The organism is Tabrizicola sp. TH137 (assembly GCF_002855575.1).
GTDB lineage: Bacteria > Pseudomonadota > Alphaproteobacteria > Rhodobacterales > Rhodobacteraceae > Paragemmobacter.
In genome coordinates this window covers 463,127-480,521 of record NZ_PKRQ01000004.1, presented here as the reverse complement: position 1 = coordinate 480,521, position 17,395 = coordinate 463,127, and the positions used below count along the sequence as shown (strand labels likewise).

The following is a 17,395-nucleotide window of genomic DNA, read 5'->3' as shown; positions in this document are numbered from 1 at the left end:
CCAAGTCAGACAACAAGTGACGCGGGGTGGAGCAGCCCGGTAGCTCGTCAGGCTCATAACCTGAAGGCCGCAGGTTCAAATCCTGCCCCCGCAACCAGAACCTTCCATTCTCATAAGTTATATGCACGGCGCCCCACGGGGCGCTTTTTGCATTTGTAGGCTCACTACGTGGCCCCCCAAGCGTGGTCTTCTGCCAGGCTGTGAGCTTCCTGCCAAAAGGGTCAAGCTCGATGGAAATCTTGCGCCCAACCGCAGTCAGCCGGAGGCGGCGACGGCGTGCCGCCAAGCCTGTGCATAAGAGCGCAGGCCAGGGTCGGGCCTCGTCACCTCGTCCGGCGCAGTGGCCGGGGCGTCCTGCGAGAAGAGCAGCGCCGCGCCCAGCGCCGTACCAGTGCGGGCGCGGGAGGGGATGACCTCGCGGTCGGTCGCTGTGGAGAGCATGGCGAGGAATCGCGGATTGGCCGAGAAGGGACCTTCCACCAGCGCCGGGCCTTCGGCTGCGATGAGCGAGAGGCATTCCGCCGCCATGAGGGCGAGGTAAAAGTCGAGGGCGACGGCGGTTTCGCCTTCGGTTTCCGGGGGTGCCATCCAGCGGTGGGTGAGGCCTGCGAAAGGGCCGCTGTCAGGCACCACGGCGGGCAGCAGCATCACGCCGCGCGACAGGACGGCAGCGACATCCTCTGCATGCCCAGGCGCGATACTGCCCGCGCGGATCAGGTCATGTTCGCGCCCACCCATGAAGCGGGCCGAGGGGACGGGCTGGCCGGTCGCGGCGACATTGACCAGCGTGTCGCGGGCGGGGTCGAGCGGGGCGGGATTGCCGCCGATGGCCATACAGATGACCCATGTCCCGGTGGAGACGACGGCGAAGGGGGCCTTGCGCGCCCGCAGATGCGGCAGGAGTGAGGCGTTGCTGTCATGGATGCCGACGGCAACGGGAACGGGGCCGATGCCCCATTCCGCCTGGAGCGTCGGGGTCAGGGTTCCCAGCACCTCGTCCGGGCGGCGGGGCGGGGCCATCTTTCCGGCAAGGCCAAGGGCTGCGGGAAGGCTGGACCATGCGCCGGCCCCCGGGTTCCACAGATCGGTGTGGCAGCCCAGCGAGGACAGGTCGCAGGCCAGGGCTCCGGTCAGGCGGAATCCCCAGTATTGTGGCCAGGTCACGACATGCGCGCAGCGGTCGGCAAGGCCGGGATCGGCAATAAGCGCGTGATGCAGTTGCGCGCCAAGGTTCAGGCCCCTCGGCAGGGCCGGGCTGCCGGTTTCGGCAAAGGAGGGGCGAAGGCGGTCATAAGCGGCGCGGGTGCTGTCAGTGCCGGTGAATTCGTAATCCATCACCGGAGCGGCAAGGCGGCCATCGGCGGTAAGGAAGGCCGCGCAGGCGCCATGCGTCGTCACCGAAATGGCGTCGATGCGATGGGTGGCGGCCAGACGCCGCATCGCGCCTGACAGGAAGGCCCATTGCGCCTCCGAGTCGAAATGCGGCCAGGGCGGGCCGGGCTGCACCCGATTGGGCGTGGTTTCCACTGCCACCTCGGCGCCCGAGGCCAGATCGACCAGCGCGAGTTTCGTATTGGTCTTGCCGATGTCGATGACGGCGACAAAGCGCGGGTCTGTCATGGCATGTGAAAGACCGGCACCAGCGGCACGGCCACGGGTTCGTTGTTCGGATGCGATGCCATGATGTCGGACATATGCGCCCACCACCGCTGCATCACCGGATGGGCGGGCAGCGCGTCCATGCCATGCTCCTTGCGCCGCCAGAGGACGCCGAAGAGGATGTTCGTCTCGGGGTCCAGATGGATGGAGTAATCCTGCACCCCGGCATCCTTCAGCAGGGCCACCAGTTCGGGCCAGATCTCGTCATGCCGGCGGCGGTATTCCTCTTCCATCCCGGGGTTGAGGTGCATCTTGAAGGCGAATTTCTCCATCATTTCCTCCGCATCAGCCGTGGCAGGGCGATGACGCCGATCAGCAGCGCGCCGAGGAAGATCGACATCACGATCCCCGGCACATTCAGCAGGCCGAAGCCGAAGGTCACAAGCCCCATGATGATCGCCGCCAGAACGACGCCCGGAATGGTGCCCGACCCGCCCAGAATATTCACCCCGCCGAGGACGACCATGGTGACCACCTCCAACTCCCATCCCGTGGCGATGGAGGGGCGGGTGGAGCCGAGCCGCGAGGTCAGGCAGACCGCCGCGATGCCGGACATCAGGCCCGTCAGCAGGAAGAGGATGAAGCGCACGCGGGCGACGCGGATGCCCGAGAATTGCGCCGCCGTGGCATTGTTGCCGATGGCATAGACGGCACGGCCAAAGGTGGTGCGGTGCAGAAGCGCCCAGTAGATCACGGCGCAGAGGGCGAACAGGACAAGTTCGAAGCTGATCACCCACCAGACATAGCCCTGCCCGAAATAGGCCAGCCCCGGCGGATAGCCGGTGAAGGCCTGATCGCCCAGCACGATGAAGGCCACGCCGCGGAACAGGCTCATCGTGCCGATTGTCACGACGATGGAGGGCAGGCCGAGACCCGCCACGAGAAAGCCGTTGATCGCCCCGCAGATCACCCCGGTGGCAATGCCAGTGGCGACGATGACCGGCACACCAGCCCCCGCCGTCATGGCAAGGCCCATCGCGGTAGAGGCCAGCGCGATGATCGAGGCGACGGAGAGGTCGATTTCGCCCGCGATGATGAGCATAGCCATCGCAAAGGCGATGAGCGCCTTTTCGGTAAAGTTGAAGGTCGCGTCGGACAGGTTCCAGGCATTCAGGAAATAGGGCGACAGGAAGCTGTTGGCGATGAAGACGGCGATGGCCACGGCAACAAGGATCGCTTCCCAGGACCGCAGGGCGCGGGTGGTGCGGCCGTGCAGCCGGTCGGGGATCAGGCGAGGGGGTGCGGGGGTCGTCACTGGCTGGCCTCCCTCAGGATGATGCGGCCCTTGGGGCGGCTTTGCGCGGCGTTGAAAGCGACGGCAAGGACGATGGCCGTGCCGGAAATCGCCATCTGCCAGAAGGGCGAGATGCCGACGACGGGCAGCGCGTTCTTGATCACGCCAAGAAATAGCGCGCCCAGCAGTGCACCCCAGATGCTGCCCGCCCCGCCCGCGATGGCGATGCCGCCGATGACGCAGGCGGCGACGACATCCAGCTCGAACCCGCCCGCCACATCGACATAGGCCACGGCATAGCGCGCGACCCAGAGGTATCCGGTCAGCCCCGCCAGCGCGCCCGAGATGACGAAGGCCCAGAACTGCGTGCGCCCCACGTCAATGCCCGCATAGACCGCCGCATGGGGATTGCCGCCCACGGCATAGAAGGCGCGGCCAAGGGCGGTGCGGGTCAGGACCACGGCGAAGATCAGGATCATCGCGATGGCGACCCAGCCCATCACCGGCAGGCCAAGGATCACATGGCGCGGCAGGGCCTTGAAGGCATCGGTCATCTCATGTGCGTTGACCCATTTGCCATCGGTCATCAGGAAGATCACGCCGCGATAGATGGTCATGGTGCCCAGCGTCACCACGATGGAAGGGATGCCCACTTTCCACACCAGCAGCCCGTTCACGGCCCCCAGCACCGCGCCCAGCGCGACCACCGTCAACAGGATCAGCGGCAGGGGCACTCCTGCTCCGTTCATCAGCGCGGCCACCATTCCCGTCAGCGCAAGGTTCGCCGCCACCGACAGGTCGATGCATTTCGTCAGGATCACGATCATCTGCCCGATGGCGAGCAGGATCAGCGGCGAGGTGTCATTGAACACATTGGCCAGGTTGTGCGGGGTCACGAAGGCCGGGAAGCGGGTGGCGATCACCGCGATGCTGGCAAGGATGACAAGGGCGAGGAGCGTCTCGCGCTGGCGCAGGAGTTTCATGCCGCCACCGCCAATCCCGCCGCCGCGCGGACGAGCGTTTCGGGCGTCATGCGATCCCCCGCCACCTCGTCCACGATGCGGCCTTCACGCATGACGATGACGCGGTCGGACATGCCAAGAACCTCGGGGATTTCGCTGCTGACCATGATGATGGCCAGGCCCTGCGCGGCCAGTTCGGCCATGAAGGCATGGACGGCGGCCTTTGATCCGATGTCGATGCCCTTGGTGGGTTCGTCGAGGATGATCACGCGGGGCTTCGTGGCCAGCCATTTGGCGATGACGACCTTCTGCTGGTTGCCGCCCGACAGAAGCCCCACATCCTGATCCAGCGCCGCCGCCCGCAGATCGAGCCGCTGGGTATAGTCGCGTGCCAGGCTGAATTCGTCAGCCATCCGAAGGAAGCCCGCCCGGCTGACCGCGCCCAGCGACGGAAGCGTGACGTTCTGGAAGATGGGCAGCCCCTTCACCGCGCCCTGCCGACCGCGATCTTCGGGGACATAGACGATGCCTGCCTCCACCGCCTCGGCGGTAGAGCGGATGACGCGGACCTGGCCTGCGATCTTGCATGCGCCTTTGGAGGGTGTGGTAATGCCGAACAGGGCCTGCATCACCTCGGACCGCCCGGCCCCGACAAGGCCGTAGAAGCCAAGGATTTCCCCGCGATGCAGGGTGAAACCGATATCGGCAAATTCGGTGGGGTGGCTGTAGCCCGAAACGGTCAGCACCGGCGCGCCGATGTTGCGGTCTCGAACCGGGAAGATCTGGTCGACGGAACGGCCGACCATCATCTGCACAAGCTGGCCTTCGTTCACCTCGGCCATCGCGCCTTCGCCCACGAATTGCCCGTCGCGAAAGACGGTGTAGCGGTCGGCAATACGGAAGATTTCATCGAACTTGTGCGAAATGAAGAGGATCGCCTTGCCCTGCGCCTTGAGCGTTTCGACCAGCTCGTAAAGCTCCTGGATCTCCTTGTGCGACAGGGCGGCGGTGGGTTCGTCAAGGATCACGACCCGCGCCTCGATCGACAGGGCGCGGGCGATGGCGACCATATGGCGCGAGGCGATGCCAAGATCGCCCAGTCGTGCGTCGGGGTCGATCTTCGCGCCGATCCCGTCCAGCAGGCGGCGCGCGCCATCGCGCATGGCGGCGCGGTTGATCAGGCCAAAGCGGCCACGGGGCGCGTGGCCCAGCCATATATTCTCCGCCACCGACAATTCGTCGAAGAGGACGGTCTCCTGATGGATCGCGGTGACGCCCGCCTGTGCGGCGGCATCGGCAGAAGGAAAGCGCGCGGCGCGGCCGTCGATTTCGATGGTGCCGGCATCGGGCTGGTAGATGCCGGTCAGGACCTTGACGATGGTTGACTTGCCCGCGCCATTCTCGCCGATCAGCGCGGTGACCTGACCGGGATAGAGGTCAAGCTGCACATCCGACAGCGCCTTGACGCCCGGGAATGACTTGGAAATGCCGCGCAGGCGGAGGACGGGTTGCATCATCATGTCCGTGAGGAAAAGGGCTCCGGGCGGGGGAGCATCCGCCCGGAGCGTGCCGATCAGAAGATCGACTTGAACTGGTCGATGTTCGACGAGTCGTAGGTGAAGGGGTCAGACATGGCGGCTTCGTTGCCATCGTCCAGCTTGGCGGCACCCATGCGGCCCATGCCGATTTCGGCGCCGGGTTCGGCCTTGGCGTTGCCCTTGACGAGGTTGTAGGAAATCATCGTCGCGGCATAGCCGAGGTCGATGGGGTTCCAGATCGCGAAGGATTTGGTCGCGCCCGAAGCCACTGCCCCCGCCATTTCCGACGGCAGGCCAAGGCCCGTCACGTTGATCTCGCCGATCTTGCCGGCATCGGTCACAGCCTGCGAGGCGGCAAGGATGCCCACCGTCGTCGGCGCGATGATCGCCTTGAGGTTCGGGTAGGTGGCCATCAGACCCTGCGCTTCGCGGTAGGATTTGTCGGCAAGGTCGTCACCATAGACGGTGGCGACGAGGTTGATGCCCGGATAGTTCGGCAGCACCTTCTTGGCCTCTTCAATCCAGATGTTCTGGTTTGTGGCAGTGGCCGAGGCCGACAGGATCGCCACGTCGCCGCCTTCGGGCAGGTGGTCGGCGGCCAGCTTGATGATCGTGTTGCCGATCAGCGCGTTGGACGACGGGTTCAGGTGCATCATGCGGCCTTCGGCAGCAACGCCCGAGTCCCACGAGATGACGGTGATGCCGCGTTCCATCGCCTTTTGCAGCGTGGGGACCAGCGCGTCCTTGTCATTGGCCGACACGGCGATGGCGTTGACGCCCTGCGCGATGAGGCTGTTGATCACCTCGATCTGGCCTTCGGCTGTGGTGTCGGTTGGGCCGGTATAGATGATTTCCACATCGCCCAGTTCCTTGGCGGCCTCTTCCGCGCCCTTGGCGGCGGCCTCGAAGAAGCCGATCCCCAGCGCCTTGACCACCAGCGCGATCTTCACGTTTTCAGCCGCGGCGGTTGTCGTCATCAGCGCGGTTGCCACCGCCGCCGTTGCAAGTGCCTTCTTCCAGATGCTCATTTTGTCCTCCCTATGAGCGGTCTTTTCTTCACTCCGCCTCAACCTTCGCCGAGACGGTCCTCCGTCCTGTCCGCGGCACCGATGCGCGCCACGATCAACCTGACCTCTGCCGCCTCCAGCATGGCAGCATCGCGGTCGGTGATGCCTTCATCCGTGATCACGGTGTGGATCCGCTTCAGCGGGCAGAGCAGCAGGCTCGACCGCGCGGCGAATTTGGAACTGTCGGCCAGGACGATGAGTTCGTCCGCCTGACCGATAAGCTTCTGTTCCGCCTGCACCAGCAGGGGATCGCCCTCCATCAGGCCCAGCGGGCCGAGGCCGCGGCAGCCCATGAACATGCGGCGGGCGTAGAAATGGCGGCTGCCATCCTCTTCGAAGGGCGACAGGATGATGTTCTGTTCGCGGTAGATCGCGCCAGCGGGCAGAAGGACCGTGTTCTTGGAATGCTTCAGCAGGTGGTCCGCGATGGGAAAGCTGTTGGTAAAGACCTGACAGCGCTTCGTGGACAGGGGATGCACCATCTGGAAGGTGGTGGTCCCGCCGTTGATGATGATCGCTTCGCCATCGCCGACCAGTTCCACCGCCGCGCGGGCGATGGCGCGTTTCTCGGCCAGACGGATGCCTTCGTTCACGCTGAAGGGGCGGGCATTGATGCCTACGAACTGCGCGGGGGCGATGGATTCCGCCCCGCCCCGCACGCGGCGAAGCTTCTTCTGCACATGCAGCGCGGCGATGTCGCGGCGGATCGTCGCCTCGGATGCGCCAGTCAGCGTCACAAGATCGGCCACGGTCACGACGGGCCGCCCCTCGATCGCAGACAGAATGATCCTGTGCCGTTCGCTTTCGTGCATGCCGTCCTCCCTGCAATGAAGGTTTCCACCGGAATCGCTCAGTGTCAATCAATTTCGATCAAGTGTGTTCATTCTGCATTGCAGCATGATTGAACTTGATCGTTAATGATTGACTTTCGCGGGGCCTTCGGCACATTTGCAACAAGGACCGAGGGAGGAATGGCCATGACCGCAGCGGGTAACCGTCTGGAAAACCTGTGGGATGATGCCCGCGCATCGGGGATGAGCGAGTCGGAAAAGCTGCTCTATCGGTCGAACCTTCTGGGGTCGGACAAGCGGGTGACGAACTACGGCGGCGGCAACACCAGCGCCAAGGTGATGGAGCGTGACCCCCTGACCGGCGGAATGGTCGAGGTGCTGTGGGTCAAGGGTTCGGGCGGGGATATCGGGTCCATGAAGATGGACGGGTTTTCCACGCTTTACATGGAAAAGCTGCGCGCGCTGAAGGGCATCTATCGCGGGCTGGCCTTCGAGGATGAAATGGTGGGGTATCTGCCCCATTGCACCTTCAACCTGAACCCGCGCGCGGCGTCGATCGACACGCCCTTGCATGCCTTTGTGCCGCGCAAGCATGTGGACCATGTGCATTCCGATGCGATCATCGCGATTGCGGCATCGGTCAATTCCAAGGCCCTGACGGCGGAGATTTTTGGCGAGTCCATCGGCTGGCTGCCGTGGAAACGGCCCGGTTTCGAGCTTGGGTTGTGGCTGGAGAAATTCGCGGTGGAAAACCCGAATGCGCGCGGCTGCGTGCTGGAAAGCCACGGGCTGTTCACCTGGGCGGATGATGCGAAGGACTGCTATCTGACGACGCTGGAGGTCATCAACACGGCGGCGGATTGGCTGGAGGCGAAGACGGCGGGCAAGCCGGCCTTTGGCGGGCAGGTGCGGCCCACGCTGGCGGCAGAGGAGCGTCGCGCGGTGGCGGCGCGGCTGATGCCCGCAATCCGGGGGATGATTTCGAAGGAGCGGCACAAGGTCGGGCATTTCGACGATTCGCCTGCGGTGCTGGAATTCCTCGGTTCCGCCATGCTGGAGACGCTGGCGCCGATGGGCACCTCTTGCCCCGATCATTTCCTGCGGACGAAGATCGCTCCGCTGGTCGTGGCCTTTGACCCCGCGAAGCCGGATGTGGAGGCGACCTTGGCCAGTCTTGCCCCGGCGGTGGAGGCCTACCGCGCCGATTACGCGGCCTATCACGACCGCTGCAAGCATCCCGACAGCCCCGCCCTGCGGGACCCGAATGCGGTGGTCTATCTGGTGCCGGGCGTCGGGATGATCACCTTTGCGCTGGACAAGGCGACGGCGCGGATTTCGGGCGAATTCTATGTGAACGCCATCAACGTCATGCGCGGCGCCTCGGGCGTTTCCACCTATCAGGGCCTGCCAGAGCAAGAGGCCTTCGACATCGAATACTGGCTGCTGGAAGAGGCGAAACTGCAACGGATGCCGAAACCGAAAAGCCTTGCCGGCCGCGTGGCGCTGGTGACGGGCGGTGCGGGCGGCATCGGGTCTGCCACGGCAGAGCGACTGCTGGGCGAAGGGGCCTGCGTGATGCTGGCCGATGTGGATGCCGATGCGTTGAAGGCCACAGGCGAGGCGCTGGCGAAACGGCATGGGCGCGATGTGGTGCGGACCGTCCAGATGGATGTGACGAAGGAGGCGGCGGTGGAGGCCGCCTATGCCGAGATCGCGGTGGAATTCGGCGGCGTGGATATTCTTGTGTCCAATGCGGGCATCGCCTCCAGCGCGCCGGTGGAACAGACGACGCTGGCGCTGTGGAACCGCAATATGGACATCCTGTCCACCGGGTATTTCCTTGTCAGCCGCGAGGCCTTCCGCCTGTTGCGGGTGCAGGGGATCGGCGGGTCGGTGGTCTTTGTCGCGTCGAAGAACGGGCTGGCGGCCAGCCCCAATGCATCAGCCTATTGCACGGCCAAGGCGGCGGAAATCCATTTGGCGCGCTGCCTTGCCCTGGAAGGGGCAGATGCGGGCATCCGCGTCAATGTGGTGAACCCGGATGCGGTGCTGCGCGGGTCGAAGATCTGGTCGGGCGAATGGCTGGACCAGCGCGCCGCCACCTACAAGACCGACAAGGAAGGGCTGGAAGAGATGTATCGCCAGCGATCCCTGCTGAAACGGTCGGTGCTGCCGGAGGATATTGCAGAGGGGGTGTTTTTCCTGGCCTCGGACCTGTCGGCGAAGTCGACGGGGAACATCCTGAACGTGGACGCCGGCAACAAGGAGGCCTTCACCCGCTGAGGCGGCGTGGGGACGGGGGGAGGAATGCCATGACCAAAGCCTATGATCTGGCCCGCGCGGCCTTTGCCGAATGGGGCGTGGATTCCGAGGCAGCGATTGCCGCGCTGTCGGGCATCGCGATTTCGGTGCATTGCTGGCAAGGCGATGACGTGCGGGGGTTCGAGAAACTCTCTGCCGCGTCGGGGGGCGGGATCCAGGCCACGGGCAACCATCCCGGCCGCGCCCGCACGCCCGACGAATTGCGAGCCGATCTGGATTTCGCCTTTTCGCGCATCCCGGGGCGGCATCGGCTGAACCTGCACGCCTTCTACATGGACACGGCCGAACGGCCCGACCGCGACCAGATCGAATACCGCCATTTCACGCCTTGGGTGGATTGGGCGAAGGACAGGGGGATCGGCCTCGATTTCAACCCCACCTTCTTTGCCCATCCCAAGGCTGACGACAACCTGACGCTCAGCCACCCGGACGCAGGCATCCGGGATTTCTGGGTGGATCATGGCCGCCGCAGCCGCGCCATCGCCGCGCGGATCGGGGCGGAACTGGGCAGCGCCTGCGTCAACAACATCTGGGTTCCCGATGGCTTCAAGGACATTCCGGTGGACCGGATGGCGGCGCGGGAACGGCTGTGGGCCTCGCTCGATGCGATGCTGGCGCCGGGGCATGACCGGGCACATCTGATCGACGCAGTGGAATCAAAGCTGTTCGGGATCGGGGTGGAGGCCTGCACCGTGGGCAGCCATGAATTCTACCTGGCCTATGCGACGAAGAAAGCGGTCGCGCTCTGCCTCGACATGGGGCATTTCCACCCGACAGAGAGCGTGGCAGACAAACTTTCCTCGGTCGCCTTTGCGGTGCAGGACATTCTGCTGCATGTGTCGCGCCCGATGCGCTGGGACAGCGACCATGTGATCCTGCTGAATGACGATGTGCTGGCGATGGCGCAGGAGCTGGTCTTTGCCGGGCTTCTGCCGCGGGCGCGGATCGGGCTGGATTACTTTGACGCCACGATCAGCCGGACGGCGGCCTGGGTGATCGGGGTCAGGAACATGCAGAAGGCGCTGTTGCGCGCGCTGCTCCTGCCGCAGGCGCGGTTGAAGGCGGTGGAGGCGGGGCTGGACCACACGACACGGCTTCTGCTGACGGAAGAGGCGAAGGACCTGCCCTTCGCCGCCGTCTGGGCCGAATTCTGCGACCGGGCCGGTGTGCCAGGCGGGGCGGCGCTGATCGACGATCTGGCGGCCTATCAGGCCAAGGTGGCCGGGCGCGGCTGACGGGGCCTCAGCCGCCGCCCCCCACGTCGCTCAAACGTCTTCCGATGGGTAGGATGAACGCAAGTCCCTGCGGCTGTAGGGCAGGCTCGCGCCATGCGGGTCACGTTGCCGCTTCCGCCGTCCCCTGATGGCGGCGACCGCATTGACCAGGATCAGGCCGATCCCGCCCAGTTCCATCAGCCAGTTCATCCGTATTCCAATATCCGTGTAAGCGCTGATGAACTGATCGAAGTGGTGAAAACCCACGGCCCGAACAGCCACGAACGTCACCAGAAAACCAAAGCCGAGCAGAGCCAGACCCACACGGTGCAGGCTCCGGCGCAACCGGAAGAGCGCGATCACCATAACCACGGCGGAAACGCAGAGAAGCGTGAGGATGAAGGCGCTCTGCATCACGCGACGCTGGTCATACCACCCCTGGATATGCGCCAGACAGCGCCCTACCGCCGTCAGGGCGGACTGGAGGTCGAGCTGCTTGTTCACCCCGAGAAGGAGCAGAAAAATCCCCAGAAGGAACCACACCCTCTTGTCCCGCAGGCGCACCCAACCGGCGAAAAAGCTGGCAAAAGAGGCGGTGAAATAGCACAGGACGGTGAACCAGCCCATAAAGGTTGGGTCGCCGATCACAGGTGACCAGCTCTGGTCAACGCATCCGGCCAGATCTGACAGGTTCACAGGGTCCATCCCGCGAGGCTGCTCCGGCAAAAGGAAAGTTGAAACACCAACTTGCCTTCGGCAATCTGCATGTCCGTCGGGCGGCGGAACTCATCGCCACGCACCGTCGGTGGTGGAACCGAAAATCATGCTGTCCCCAGCACCGAAGGCTGTCATCCTGCGGGGCAGGGGCATCTATGGCGTCGATGCACCGGCCAGGCCTGCCGCCGTCCTGACCGCTCTCACGGCGCAGACCTCGCGCCTTGTGACGCCTAGACCGCAGGGGCCATCCCCGATGCCGTCAGATCGGCAATCCCGCATCCGCCTTGGGCTGATCCATCACGATCTGGCTCTGCACCCGCGCGACGGCCGGGTGCGGCAGCAGACGATGGTGGATCAGCCGGTTCAGGGCCGGCAGGTCGCTTACCCAGACCCGCAGCAGGTAATCCGCCTCGCCCGTCAGGGTCCAGCATCCCACCACCTCCGGCAGAGTGCCCACGAGGCGGACAAAGCTCGCCGCGTTGTCGCTGCTATGCGCCGCCATCTGAACCTGCACGAAGGCCTGCACCGCAAGGCCCAGCTTCCCCGGATCAAGCCGCGCCCGGTAGCCTGCGATCACCCCCTCCGCCTCCAGCCGCGCACGGCGGCGGGCGGCCTGGCTGGGCGACAGGTTCAGCACATCGCCCAACTCCTGCGCCGTGATATCTGCGCGCCGCTGAAGCTCTGCCAGCAGACGCGCGTCAATCGAATCCATCCTGTAAAAACTCCGCATGCTCTGGCAGACCTATGCAGTTTACGCGCATGAAACACGAAATCCCACCACAACTTTGCGCACCCATCGCCCGCGCACCATGCGACGCTTTCATCATCAAGATCCTCCGAAGGAGTCAGGGATGGGACCTTTTCCGCATGATGCCCCGCGCGCCGCGATCACCGAGGCGAACCCCGCCGGGACGGACGGTTTCGAATTCGTCGAATTCGCCCATCCCCAGCCGGACGAGGCCCGCGCCCTCTTCACGCGCATGGGCTTCACCCTGACCGCCCGCCACAAGACCAAGGCCATCGAACTCTGGCAGCAGGGCGACATCACCTACATCCTCACCGAAGAACCCGGCAGCCATGCCCATCGCTTCGTTCAGGAACACGGTCCCTGTGCCCCCGCCATGGGTTGGCGCGTTGTCGATGCCAAACACGCCTTCGACCATGCGGTCAGGAACGGCGCAACGCCCTATACCGGCGCGGACAAGACGCTGGACTGGCCGGCCATTGTGGGGATCGGCGGGTCCCTGATCTATTTCACCGACTGCTACGGCAGCGGCGCCAATCCCTATGCCGATGCCTTCGACTTCATCGCTGCGCCTAAGCCTGCGGGGGTCGGTTTCCACTATCTCGACCACCTCACCCACAATGTCTTCAAGGGCAACATGGACACGTGGTTCGACTTCTACAGCCGCCTGTTCAACTTCCGCCAGATCCGCTTCTTCGACATCGAGGGAAAGTATACCGGCCTCTACAGCCGGGCGCTCACCTCGCCCTGCGGCCGCATCCGCATCCCGATCAACGAGGATCGCGGCGAAACCGGCCAGATCGTGGAATATCTCAAGCGCTACAAGGGCGAAGGGATCCAGCACATCGCCGTGGGCTGCAACGACATCTACAGCGCCACCGACGCCATCGCCGCCCGTGGCCTGACCTTCATGCCCAAACCGCCGATGGCCTATTACACCCTGTCGAAATCGCGCGTCGCCGGCCATGAGGAACCGATCGAAGACCTCGCCCGCCACGGCATCCTCATCGACGGGGAAGGCGTGGTCGATGGTGGCGAGACGCGCATCCTCCTGCAAATCTTCTCCAAGACGGTGATCGGCCCGATCTTCTTCGAATTCATCCAGCGCAAGGGGGATGACGGTTTCGGCGAGGGCAATTTCCGCGCCCTCTTCGAAAGCATCGAACACGATCAGATCGAACGCGGCGTGCTCAAGGCGTCCTAGTCCTCGCCGCCTCCGGCCGGGCCATCCGCGATGATCCGGCGCAGCAGACCGTCAAGCTGCGCCGCCATCTCTGGCCCGATCTGCGCCCGCAGGGCCATGTCATAGGCCAGCGCCCGCTGCCCCAGATCGGCAAAGACCTCGCGGCCACGCTCCGTCAGGGACAGGATCTCCGCGCGCCGGTCCTGCGGGCTGGTCGCGCGTGACAGCAGACCATCCTCCTCCAGACCCGAAACCGCACGGCTGACCTTGGTCTTTTCGATATGGCTGATCAGGCAGATGTCGCGCGCGGTCATGGAGCCGAACTTGCCCAGATTGGCCAGCACACGCCATTGCGTCCGCGTCATGCCATAGGTCGCCTTGTAGGTGGCATGAAAGGATTTCGACGTGGCTTCCGCCGCCTGGTTCAAAAGATAGGGCAGGAACTGTTCAAGATCAAAATCGGCGGGTCGCTTGCCTTCGGCCATCGCTACGGTCCTTCTGTTCCGCGGACCCTGCCACAGCCGGCCGTCCCTGTCATCCCGCCGGCCTGACACGGTCGGGATGGGCCGCCGCAAAGGCTGGCAATGCCTCTGCCCGTTCGGCAATCGCCAAAAGCCGGGGAAATGCCGTCAGATCCACCCCCCACCGCCGGGCATTATAGACCTGCGGGACAAGGCAAAGATCGGCCAAACCCGGACCTTCGCCATGGCAGAACGCCGTCTCCGGCCCCTGCGCCAGAAGCCCCTCGAAACCCTGCAACCCCAGCGCAATGAAATGCGCCATCCACCCTTCCATGGTGGCGGTTCCCCCCAGACTGACCGCATGCCGTGCCACGCGCAGGTTGCAGACGGGCTGCGTCTCCATCGCGATGGCATGGGCCAGGGCGCGCGCACGGGCCCGCGCCACCGGTTCGGACGGCAGAAAGCCCGCCTTCCGCGTCTCGTCCAGGTACTCGATGATCGCCAGCGATTGCGTCAGCCGCACCCCGTCGATCTCCAGCACGGGAACGAGTCCCTGCGGGCTGGCCTCAAGATGCGCCGCACTCCGCTGCGCGCCCGCCACAAGGTCAACCGGCACGGACTCATAGCGCAGCCCCAGCAGGTTCAGCGCAATCCGCACCCGATAGGCCGAAGAGGACCGCCAGTAGTCCTGCAAGACGATCCGTTCCCGCATCGGTTCCACCTTTCGCAAAGGGACGCCCCATACTCAGCTTTAGCTTGACTTGGTTGCGATTGCAACTATTACTGGGACTCAACCACCCGGCAGGGCCGCGAACGCAGGAGGACCCCATGACCAGCAACAGCCTTCCCGCAGGCATGATCCGCGCCGTCAACACCAGCGGCCTACACGAAGGCTACATGCCGGGCTTCGGCAATGATTTCGAAACCGAGGCGCTCCCCGGTGCCCTGCCGCAGGGGCAGAACTCCCCGCAGAAATGCGCCTACGGCCTCTATGCCGAACAGCTATCCGGATCGGCCTTCACCAAGCCGCATCCCGAACGGACCTGGTGCTACCGCATCCGCCCCAGCGTGAAGCACACGACCCGCTTCGAACGGATCGACATGCCCCTGTGGAAATCCGCACCGCATGTCCTGCCCGACGTGATCTCCCTTGGGCAATACAGATGGGATCCGATCCCGCATGCACAGGAAGACCTCACCTGGGTCACCGGGATGCGCACCGTCACAACTGCCGGGGACGTGAACACGCAGACGGGGATGGCCTCGCATATCTACCTCGTCACCCGATCCATGCAGGATGAGTATTTCTACTCCGCCGATGGCGAATTGCTCGTCGTCCCGCAGGAAGGCCGCCTGCGCTTCTGCACCGAACTCGGCATCATCGACCTGGAGCCGAAGGAAATCGCCATCCTCCCGCGCGGTCTCGTCTATCGGGTCGAGGTGCTGGAAGGCCCCGCCCGCGGCTTCGTCTGCGAAAACTATGGTGTTCCCTTCACCCTGCCGAACCGCGGCCCCATCGGCGCGAACTGCCTGGCGAACCCGCGCGACTTCAAGACACCGGTCGCCGCCTTCGAGGATCGCGAAACCCCCTCCACCGTCATCCTCAAGTGGTGCGGCCAGTTCCATCGCACCCGCATCGGCCACAGCCCGCTCGACGTGGTGGCCTGGCACGGCAACTATGCGCCCTTCAAATATGACCTGCGCACCTACTCGCCCGTCGGGGCGATCCTCTTCGACCATCCCGATCCGTCGATCTTCACGGTCCTGACCGCGCCCTCCGGCCTTGAAGGAACGGCGAATATCGACTTCGTCCTGTTCCGCGAACGCTGGCTCGTGGCCGAAAACTCCTTCCGCCCGCCGTGGTACCACAAGAACGTCATGTCCGAACTGATGGGCAATATCTACGGCATCTACGACGCCAAGCCGAAGGGTTTCGTCCCGGGCGGCATGTCGCTGCACAACTGCATGTTGCCCCACGGGCCCGACCGCAACGCCTTCGAAGGCGCCTCGAACGCCGAGCTGAAGCCCGAAAAGCTCGACGAAACCATGAGCTTCATGTTCGAAACCCGCTTCCCGCAGCATCTGACGGAATGGGCGGCGAAATCGGCCCCGCTCCAGGATGACTACATCGACTGCTGGGACAGCCTTTCCAAGAAATTCGACGGCACACCCGGCGTGAAGTGACGGGCCAGGCCTCAAGGCCCCCCGATGGTTCTGAAAGATCAATGAAGGAAGGCAGATGGGCCTGATCCGGTCTTGGGTGCAAAGCGCGAATGCCGCCGATTGCCCCTTTCCCCTCAACAACCTGCCCTGCGGGGTGTTCTCGCTGGGCGAAGATGAACCGCGCTGCGGCATCGCCATCGGCACTTTCGTCCTCGACGTGACAGGTCTGGAGGAAGAGGGGCTTCTCACCCTCGATGGCGCACCGCTCCTCGGCGTGCCGTTCTGGAACGAGGTGATGGCGGCCGGCCCCGCCGTCTGGCACGCCCTGCGCGCCCGCCTGACTGCACTTCTCGCCGAAGGCGCCGCCGAACGGGCGGCGGTGGAACCCTTTCTCCACCCGCTGTCGCAGGTCGCGCTTCACATGCCCTTCCTCGTCAGCGAATACACCGATTTCTATGCTGGCCGACACCATGCCACAAATGTCGGCACCATGTTCCGGGGGGCCGAGAATGCGCTTCCGCCCAACTGGCTGCACATCCCGATCGGCTATAACGGCCGCGCCTCCTCGGTCGTGGTCTCCGGCACCGATGTGCGCCGCCCCTGGGGGCAGGTGAAGGGGCCGGATCATCCCGTCCCCGCCTTCCAACCCTCCCGCCGCTTCGACATCGAACTCGAACTCGGCGCGGTGGTCGGCACCCCATCCGAAGGCCCCGTCACCGTGGCCGAGGCCGATGCGATGATCTTCGGCTATGTCCTGCTCAACGACTGGTCGGCGCGCGATATCCAGGCCTGGGAATACCAGCCGCTCGGCCCCTTCCAGGCCAAGGCGACCGCCACCACCATCAGCCCATGGATCGTGATGAAGGCGGCGCTGGAACCCTTCCGCACCCCGACCCCCGCCCGCGAGGTGCCGCTTCTCCCCTATCTGCACGAACCCGGGCCGATGCTCTATGACATCGCGCTCGAAGTGGCCTTGCAGCCCGAGGGCGGCACCGAAACCGTGATCGCCCGCACCAACTATGCCGAGATGTATTATTCCGCCGCGCAGCAATTGGCCCACCACACGACAAGCGGCTGCGCGATGAACACCGGCGATCTCCTCGGGTCCGGCACGATCTCCGGCCCGACGAAGGACAGCCGCGGCAGCCTTCTGGAACTCTCCTGGGGCGGCAAGGAACCCATCGCCATCACCGGCGGAACCCGCAGCTTCATCGAAGACAACGACACCCTCACCCTGCGCGGCCAATGCCGTGGCGCGGGCTACACCATCGGCTTCGGCGAATGCGTCGGGAAAGTGATCCCCGCCCTCGCCGATCCCTACGCACGATAAGGACCAGGA

General features: G+C 64.7%; 16 protein-coding genes and 1 tRNA gene. 6 read left to right on the top strand and 11 right to left on the bottom strand.

The features are described 5' to 3' along the window. Positions 1–20: 20 nt before the first annotated feature. Positions 21–97: transfer RNA gene (locus tag C0V75_RS15020), tRNA-Met, on the top strand. A gap of 158 nt (positions 98–255) precedes the next feature. On the opposite strand, the gene C0V75_RS15015 is transcribed toward C0V75_RS15020, so the two are convergent. The 7 genes from C0V75_RS15015 to C0V75_RS14985 are packed head-to-tail and all read right to left on the bottom strand — an operon-like array spanning position 256 to position 7,272. Next, a complete protein-coding gene (locus C0V75_RS15015) occupies positions 256–1,620 on the bottom strand; it encodes an FGGY-family carbohydrate kinase (RefSeq protein ID WP_101921753.1) in 1,365 nt (454 codons plus the stop codon). Further along, a complete protein-coding gene (rhaM, locus tag C0V75_RS15010) occupies positions 1,617–1,931 on the bottom strand; it encodes an L-rhamnose mutarotase (protein WP_216821464.1) in 315 nt (104 codons plus the stop codon). Before rhaM ends, C0V75_RS15015 begins: the two co-directional genes overlap by 4 nt. Continuing rightward, complete coding sequence (locus tag C0V75_RS15005) at positions 1,931–2,914, bottom strand: ABC transporter permease (RefSeq protein ID WP_101921751.1); 984 nt, start codon at positions 2,912–2,914, stop codon at positions 1,931–1,933. The genes rhaM and C0V75_RS15005 overlap by 1 nt, the downstream gene beginning before the upstream one ends. Then, a complete protein-coding gene (locus C0V75_RS15000) occupies positions 2,911–3,876 on the bottom strand; it encodes an ABC transporter permease (RefSeq protein ID WP_101921750.1) in 966 nt (321 codons plus the stop codon). Before C0V75_RS15000 ends, C0V75_RS15005 begins: the two co-directional genes overlap by 4 nt. After that, complete coding sequence (locus C0V75_RS14995; RefSeq protein ID WP_101921749.1) at positions 3,873–5,375, bottom strand: sugar ABC transporter ATP-binding protein; 1,503 nt, start codon at positions 5,373–5,375, stop codon at positions 3,873–3,875. The genes C0V75_RS15000 and C0V75_RS14995 overlap by 4 nt, the downstream gene beginning before the upstream one ends. Positions 5,376–5,428: 53 nt before the next feature. After that, positions 5,429–6,421: a rhamnose ABC transporter substrate-binding protein gene (rhaS, locus tag C0V75_RS14990; RefSeq protein WP_101921748.1), complete on the bottom strand. Its 993-nt coding sequence runs from the start codon at positions 6,419–6,421 to the stop codon at positions 5,429–5,431. A gap of 38 nt (positions 6,422–6,459) precedes the next feature. After that, the gene (locus C0V75_RS14985; protein ID WP_101921747.1) at positions 6,460–7,272 is read right to left on the bottom strand and encodes a DeoR/GlpR family DNA-binding transcription regulator; all 813 of its coding nucleotides are present in this window, start codon (positions 7,270–7,272) and stop codon (positions 6,460–6,462) included. A gap of 165 nt (positions 7,273–7,437) precedes the next feature. Here C0V75_RS14985 and C0V75_RS14980 point away from each other — a divergent pair, with 165 nt between their 5' ends. Beyond that, on the top strand, positions 7,438–9,534 hold the full coding sequence (locus C0V75_RS14980; protein WP_216821463.1) for a bifunctional rhamnulose-1-phosphate aldolase/short-chain dehydrogenase: 2,097 nt from the start codon (positions 7,438–7,440) through the stop codon (positions 9,532–9,534). A gap of 29 nt (positions 9,535–9,563) precedes the next feature. Further along, positions 9,564–10,808, top strand: a complete 1,245-nt coding sequence (locus C0V75_RS14975; RefSeq protein WP_101921745.1) for an L-rhamnose isomerase — start codon at positions 9,564–9,566, stop codon at positions 10,806–10,808. Between the two features lie 30 nt (positions 10,809–10,838). On the opposite strand, the gene C0V75_RS14970 is transcribed toward C0V75_RS14975, so the two are convergent. Further along, the gene (locus C0V75_RS14970; RefSeq protein ID WP_101921744.1) at positions 10,839–11,492 is read right to left on the bottom strand and encodes an isopropylmalate isomerase; all 654 of its coding nucleotides are present in this window, start codon (positions 11,490–11,492) and stop codon (positions 10,839–10,841) included. Positions 11,493–11,763: 271 nt separating this feature from the next. Beyond that, a complete protein-coding gene (locus C0V75_RS14965) occupies positions 11,764–12,216 on the bottom strand; it encodes an Lrp/AsnC family transcriptional regulator (protein WP_101921743.1) in 453 nt (150 codons plus the stop codon). A gap of 139 nt (positions 12,217–12,355) precedes the next feature. Between C0V75_RS14965 and hppD the strand changes: the two genes are divergently transcribed. Next, complete coding sequence (gene hppD / locus C0V75_RS14960; protein WP_101921742.1) at positions 12,356–13,453, top strand: 4-hydroxyphenylpyruvate dioxygenase; 1,098 nt, start codon at positions 12,356–12,358, stop codon at positions 13,451–13,453. On the opposite strand, the gene C0V75_RS14955 is transcribed toward hppD, so the two are convergent. Then, on the bottom strand, positions 13,450–13,917 hold the full coding sequence (locus C0V75_RS14955) for a MarR family winged helix-turn-helix transcriptional regulator (RefSeq protein ID WP_101921741.1): 468 nt from the start codon (positions 13,915–13,917) through the stop codon (positions 13,450–13,452). The genes hppD and C0V75_RS14955 overlap by 4 nt on opposite strands. A 49-nt stretch (positions 13,918–13,966) precedes the next feature. Then, positions 13,967–14,605 carry a maleylacetoacetate isomerase gene (gene maiA / locus C0V75_RS14950; protein ID WP_101921740.1) on the bottom strand — a complete coding sequence of 213 codons (639 nt, stop codon included), beginning with the start codon at positions 14,603–14,605 and terminating at the stop codon, positions 13,967–13,969. A gap of 116 nt (positions 14,606–14,721) precedes the next feature. Between maiA and hmgA the strand changes: the two genes are divergently transcribed. Both hmgA and fahA read left to right on the top strand, forming a co-directional pair. Then, positions 14,722–16,077 (top strand): homogentisate 1,2-dioxygenase, encoded by a 1,356-nt coding sequence (gene hmgA, locus C0V75_RS14945; RefSeq protein ID WP_101921739.1) that lies wholly within the window; start codon positions 14,722–14,724, stop codon positions 16,075–16,077. Between the two features lie 55 nt (positions 16,078–16,132). After that, on the top strand, positions 16,133–17,386 hold the full coding sequence (fahA, locus tag C0V75_RS14940) for a fumarylacetoacetase (protein WP_101921738.1): 1,254 nt from the start codon (positions 16,133–16,135) through the stop codon (positions 17,384–17,386). The last annotated feature ends 9 nt before the right edge of the window (positions 17,387–17,395 follow it).

Bases quoted from the DNA above. Each gene is read 5' to 3' on its own strand.
- fahA (WP_101921738.1), top strand. From the start codon at position 16,133: ATGGGCCTGATCCGGTCTTGGGTGCAAAGCGCGAATGCCGCCGATTGC.
- C0V75_RS15000 (WP_101921750.1), bottom strand. From the start codon at position 3,876: ATGAAACTCCTGCGCCAGCGCGAGACGCTCCTCGCCCTTGTCATCCTT.
- C0V75_RS14985 (WP_101921747.1), bottom strand. From the start codon at position 7,272: ATGCACGAAAGCGAACGGCACAGGATCATTCTGTCTGCGATCGAGGGG.
- C0V75_RS14975 (WP_101921745.1), top strand. From the start codon at position 9,564: ATGACCAAAGCCTATGATCTGGCCCGCGCGGCCTTTGCCGAATGGGGC.
- rhaM (WP_216821464.1), bottom strand. From the start codon at position 1,931: ATGGAGAAATTCGCCTTCAAGATGCACCTCAACCCCGGGATGGAAGAG.
- C0V75_RS14995 (WP_101921749.1), bottom strand. From the start codon at position 5,375: ATGATGATGCAACCCGTCCTCCGCCTGCGCGGCATTTCCAAGTCATTC.
- maiA (WP_101921740.1), bottom strand. From the start codon at position 14,605: ATGCGGGAACGGATCGTCTTGCAGGACTACTGGCGGTCCTCTTCGGCC.
- hppD (WP_101921742.1), top strand. From the start codon at position 12,356: ATGGGACCTTTTCCGCATGATGCCCCGCGCGCCGCGATCACCGAGGCG.
- C0V75_RS14955 (WP_101921741.1), bottom strand. From the start codon at position 13,917: ATGGCCGAAGGCAAGCGACCCGCCGATTTTGATCTTGAACAGTTCCTG.
- C0V75_RS15015 (WP_101921753.1), bottom strand. From the start codon at position 1,620: ATGACAGACCCGCGCTTTGTCGCCGTCATCGACATCGGCAAGACCAAT.
- rhaS (WP_101921748.1), bottom strand. From the start codon at position 6,421: ATGAGCATCTGGAAGAAGGCACTTGCAACGGCGGCGGTGGCAACCGCG.
- C0V75_RS14965 (WP_101921743.1), bottom strand. From the start codon at position 12,216: ATGGATTCGATTGACGCGCGTCTGCTGGCAGAGCTTCAGCGGCGCGCA.
- hmgA (WP_101921739.1), top strand. From the start codon at position 14,722: ATGACCAGCAACAGCCTTCCCGCAGGCATGATCCGCGCCGTCAACACC.
- C0V75_RS14970 (WP_101921744.1), bottom strand. From the start codon at position 11,492: ATGGACCCTGTGAACCTGTCAGATCTGGCCGGATGCGTTGACCAGAGC.
- C0V75_RS14980 (WP_216821463.1), top strand. From the start codon at position 7,438: ATGACCGCAGCGGGTAACCGTCTGGAAAACCTGTGGGATGATGCCCGC.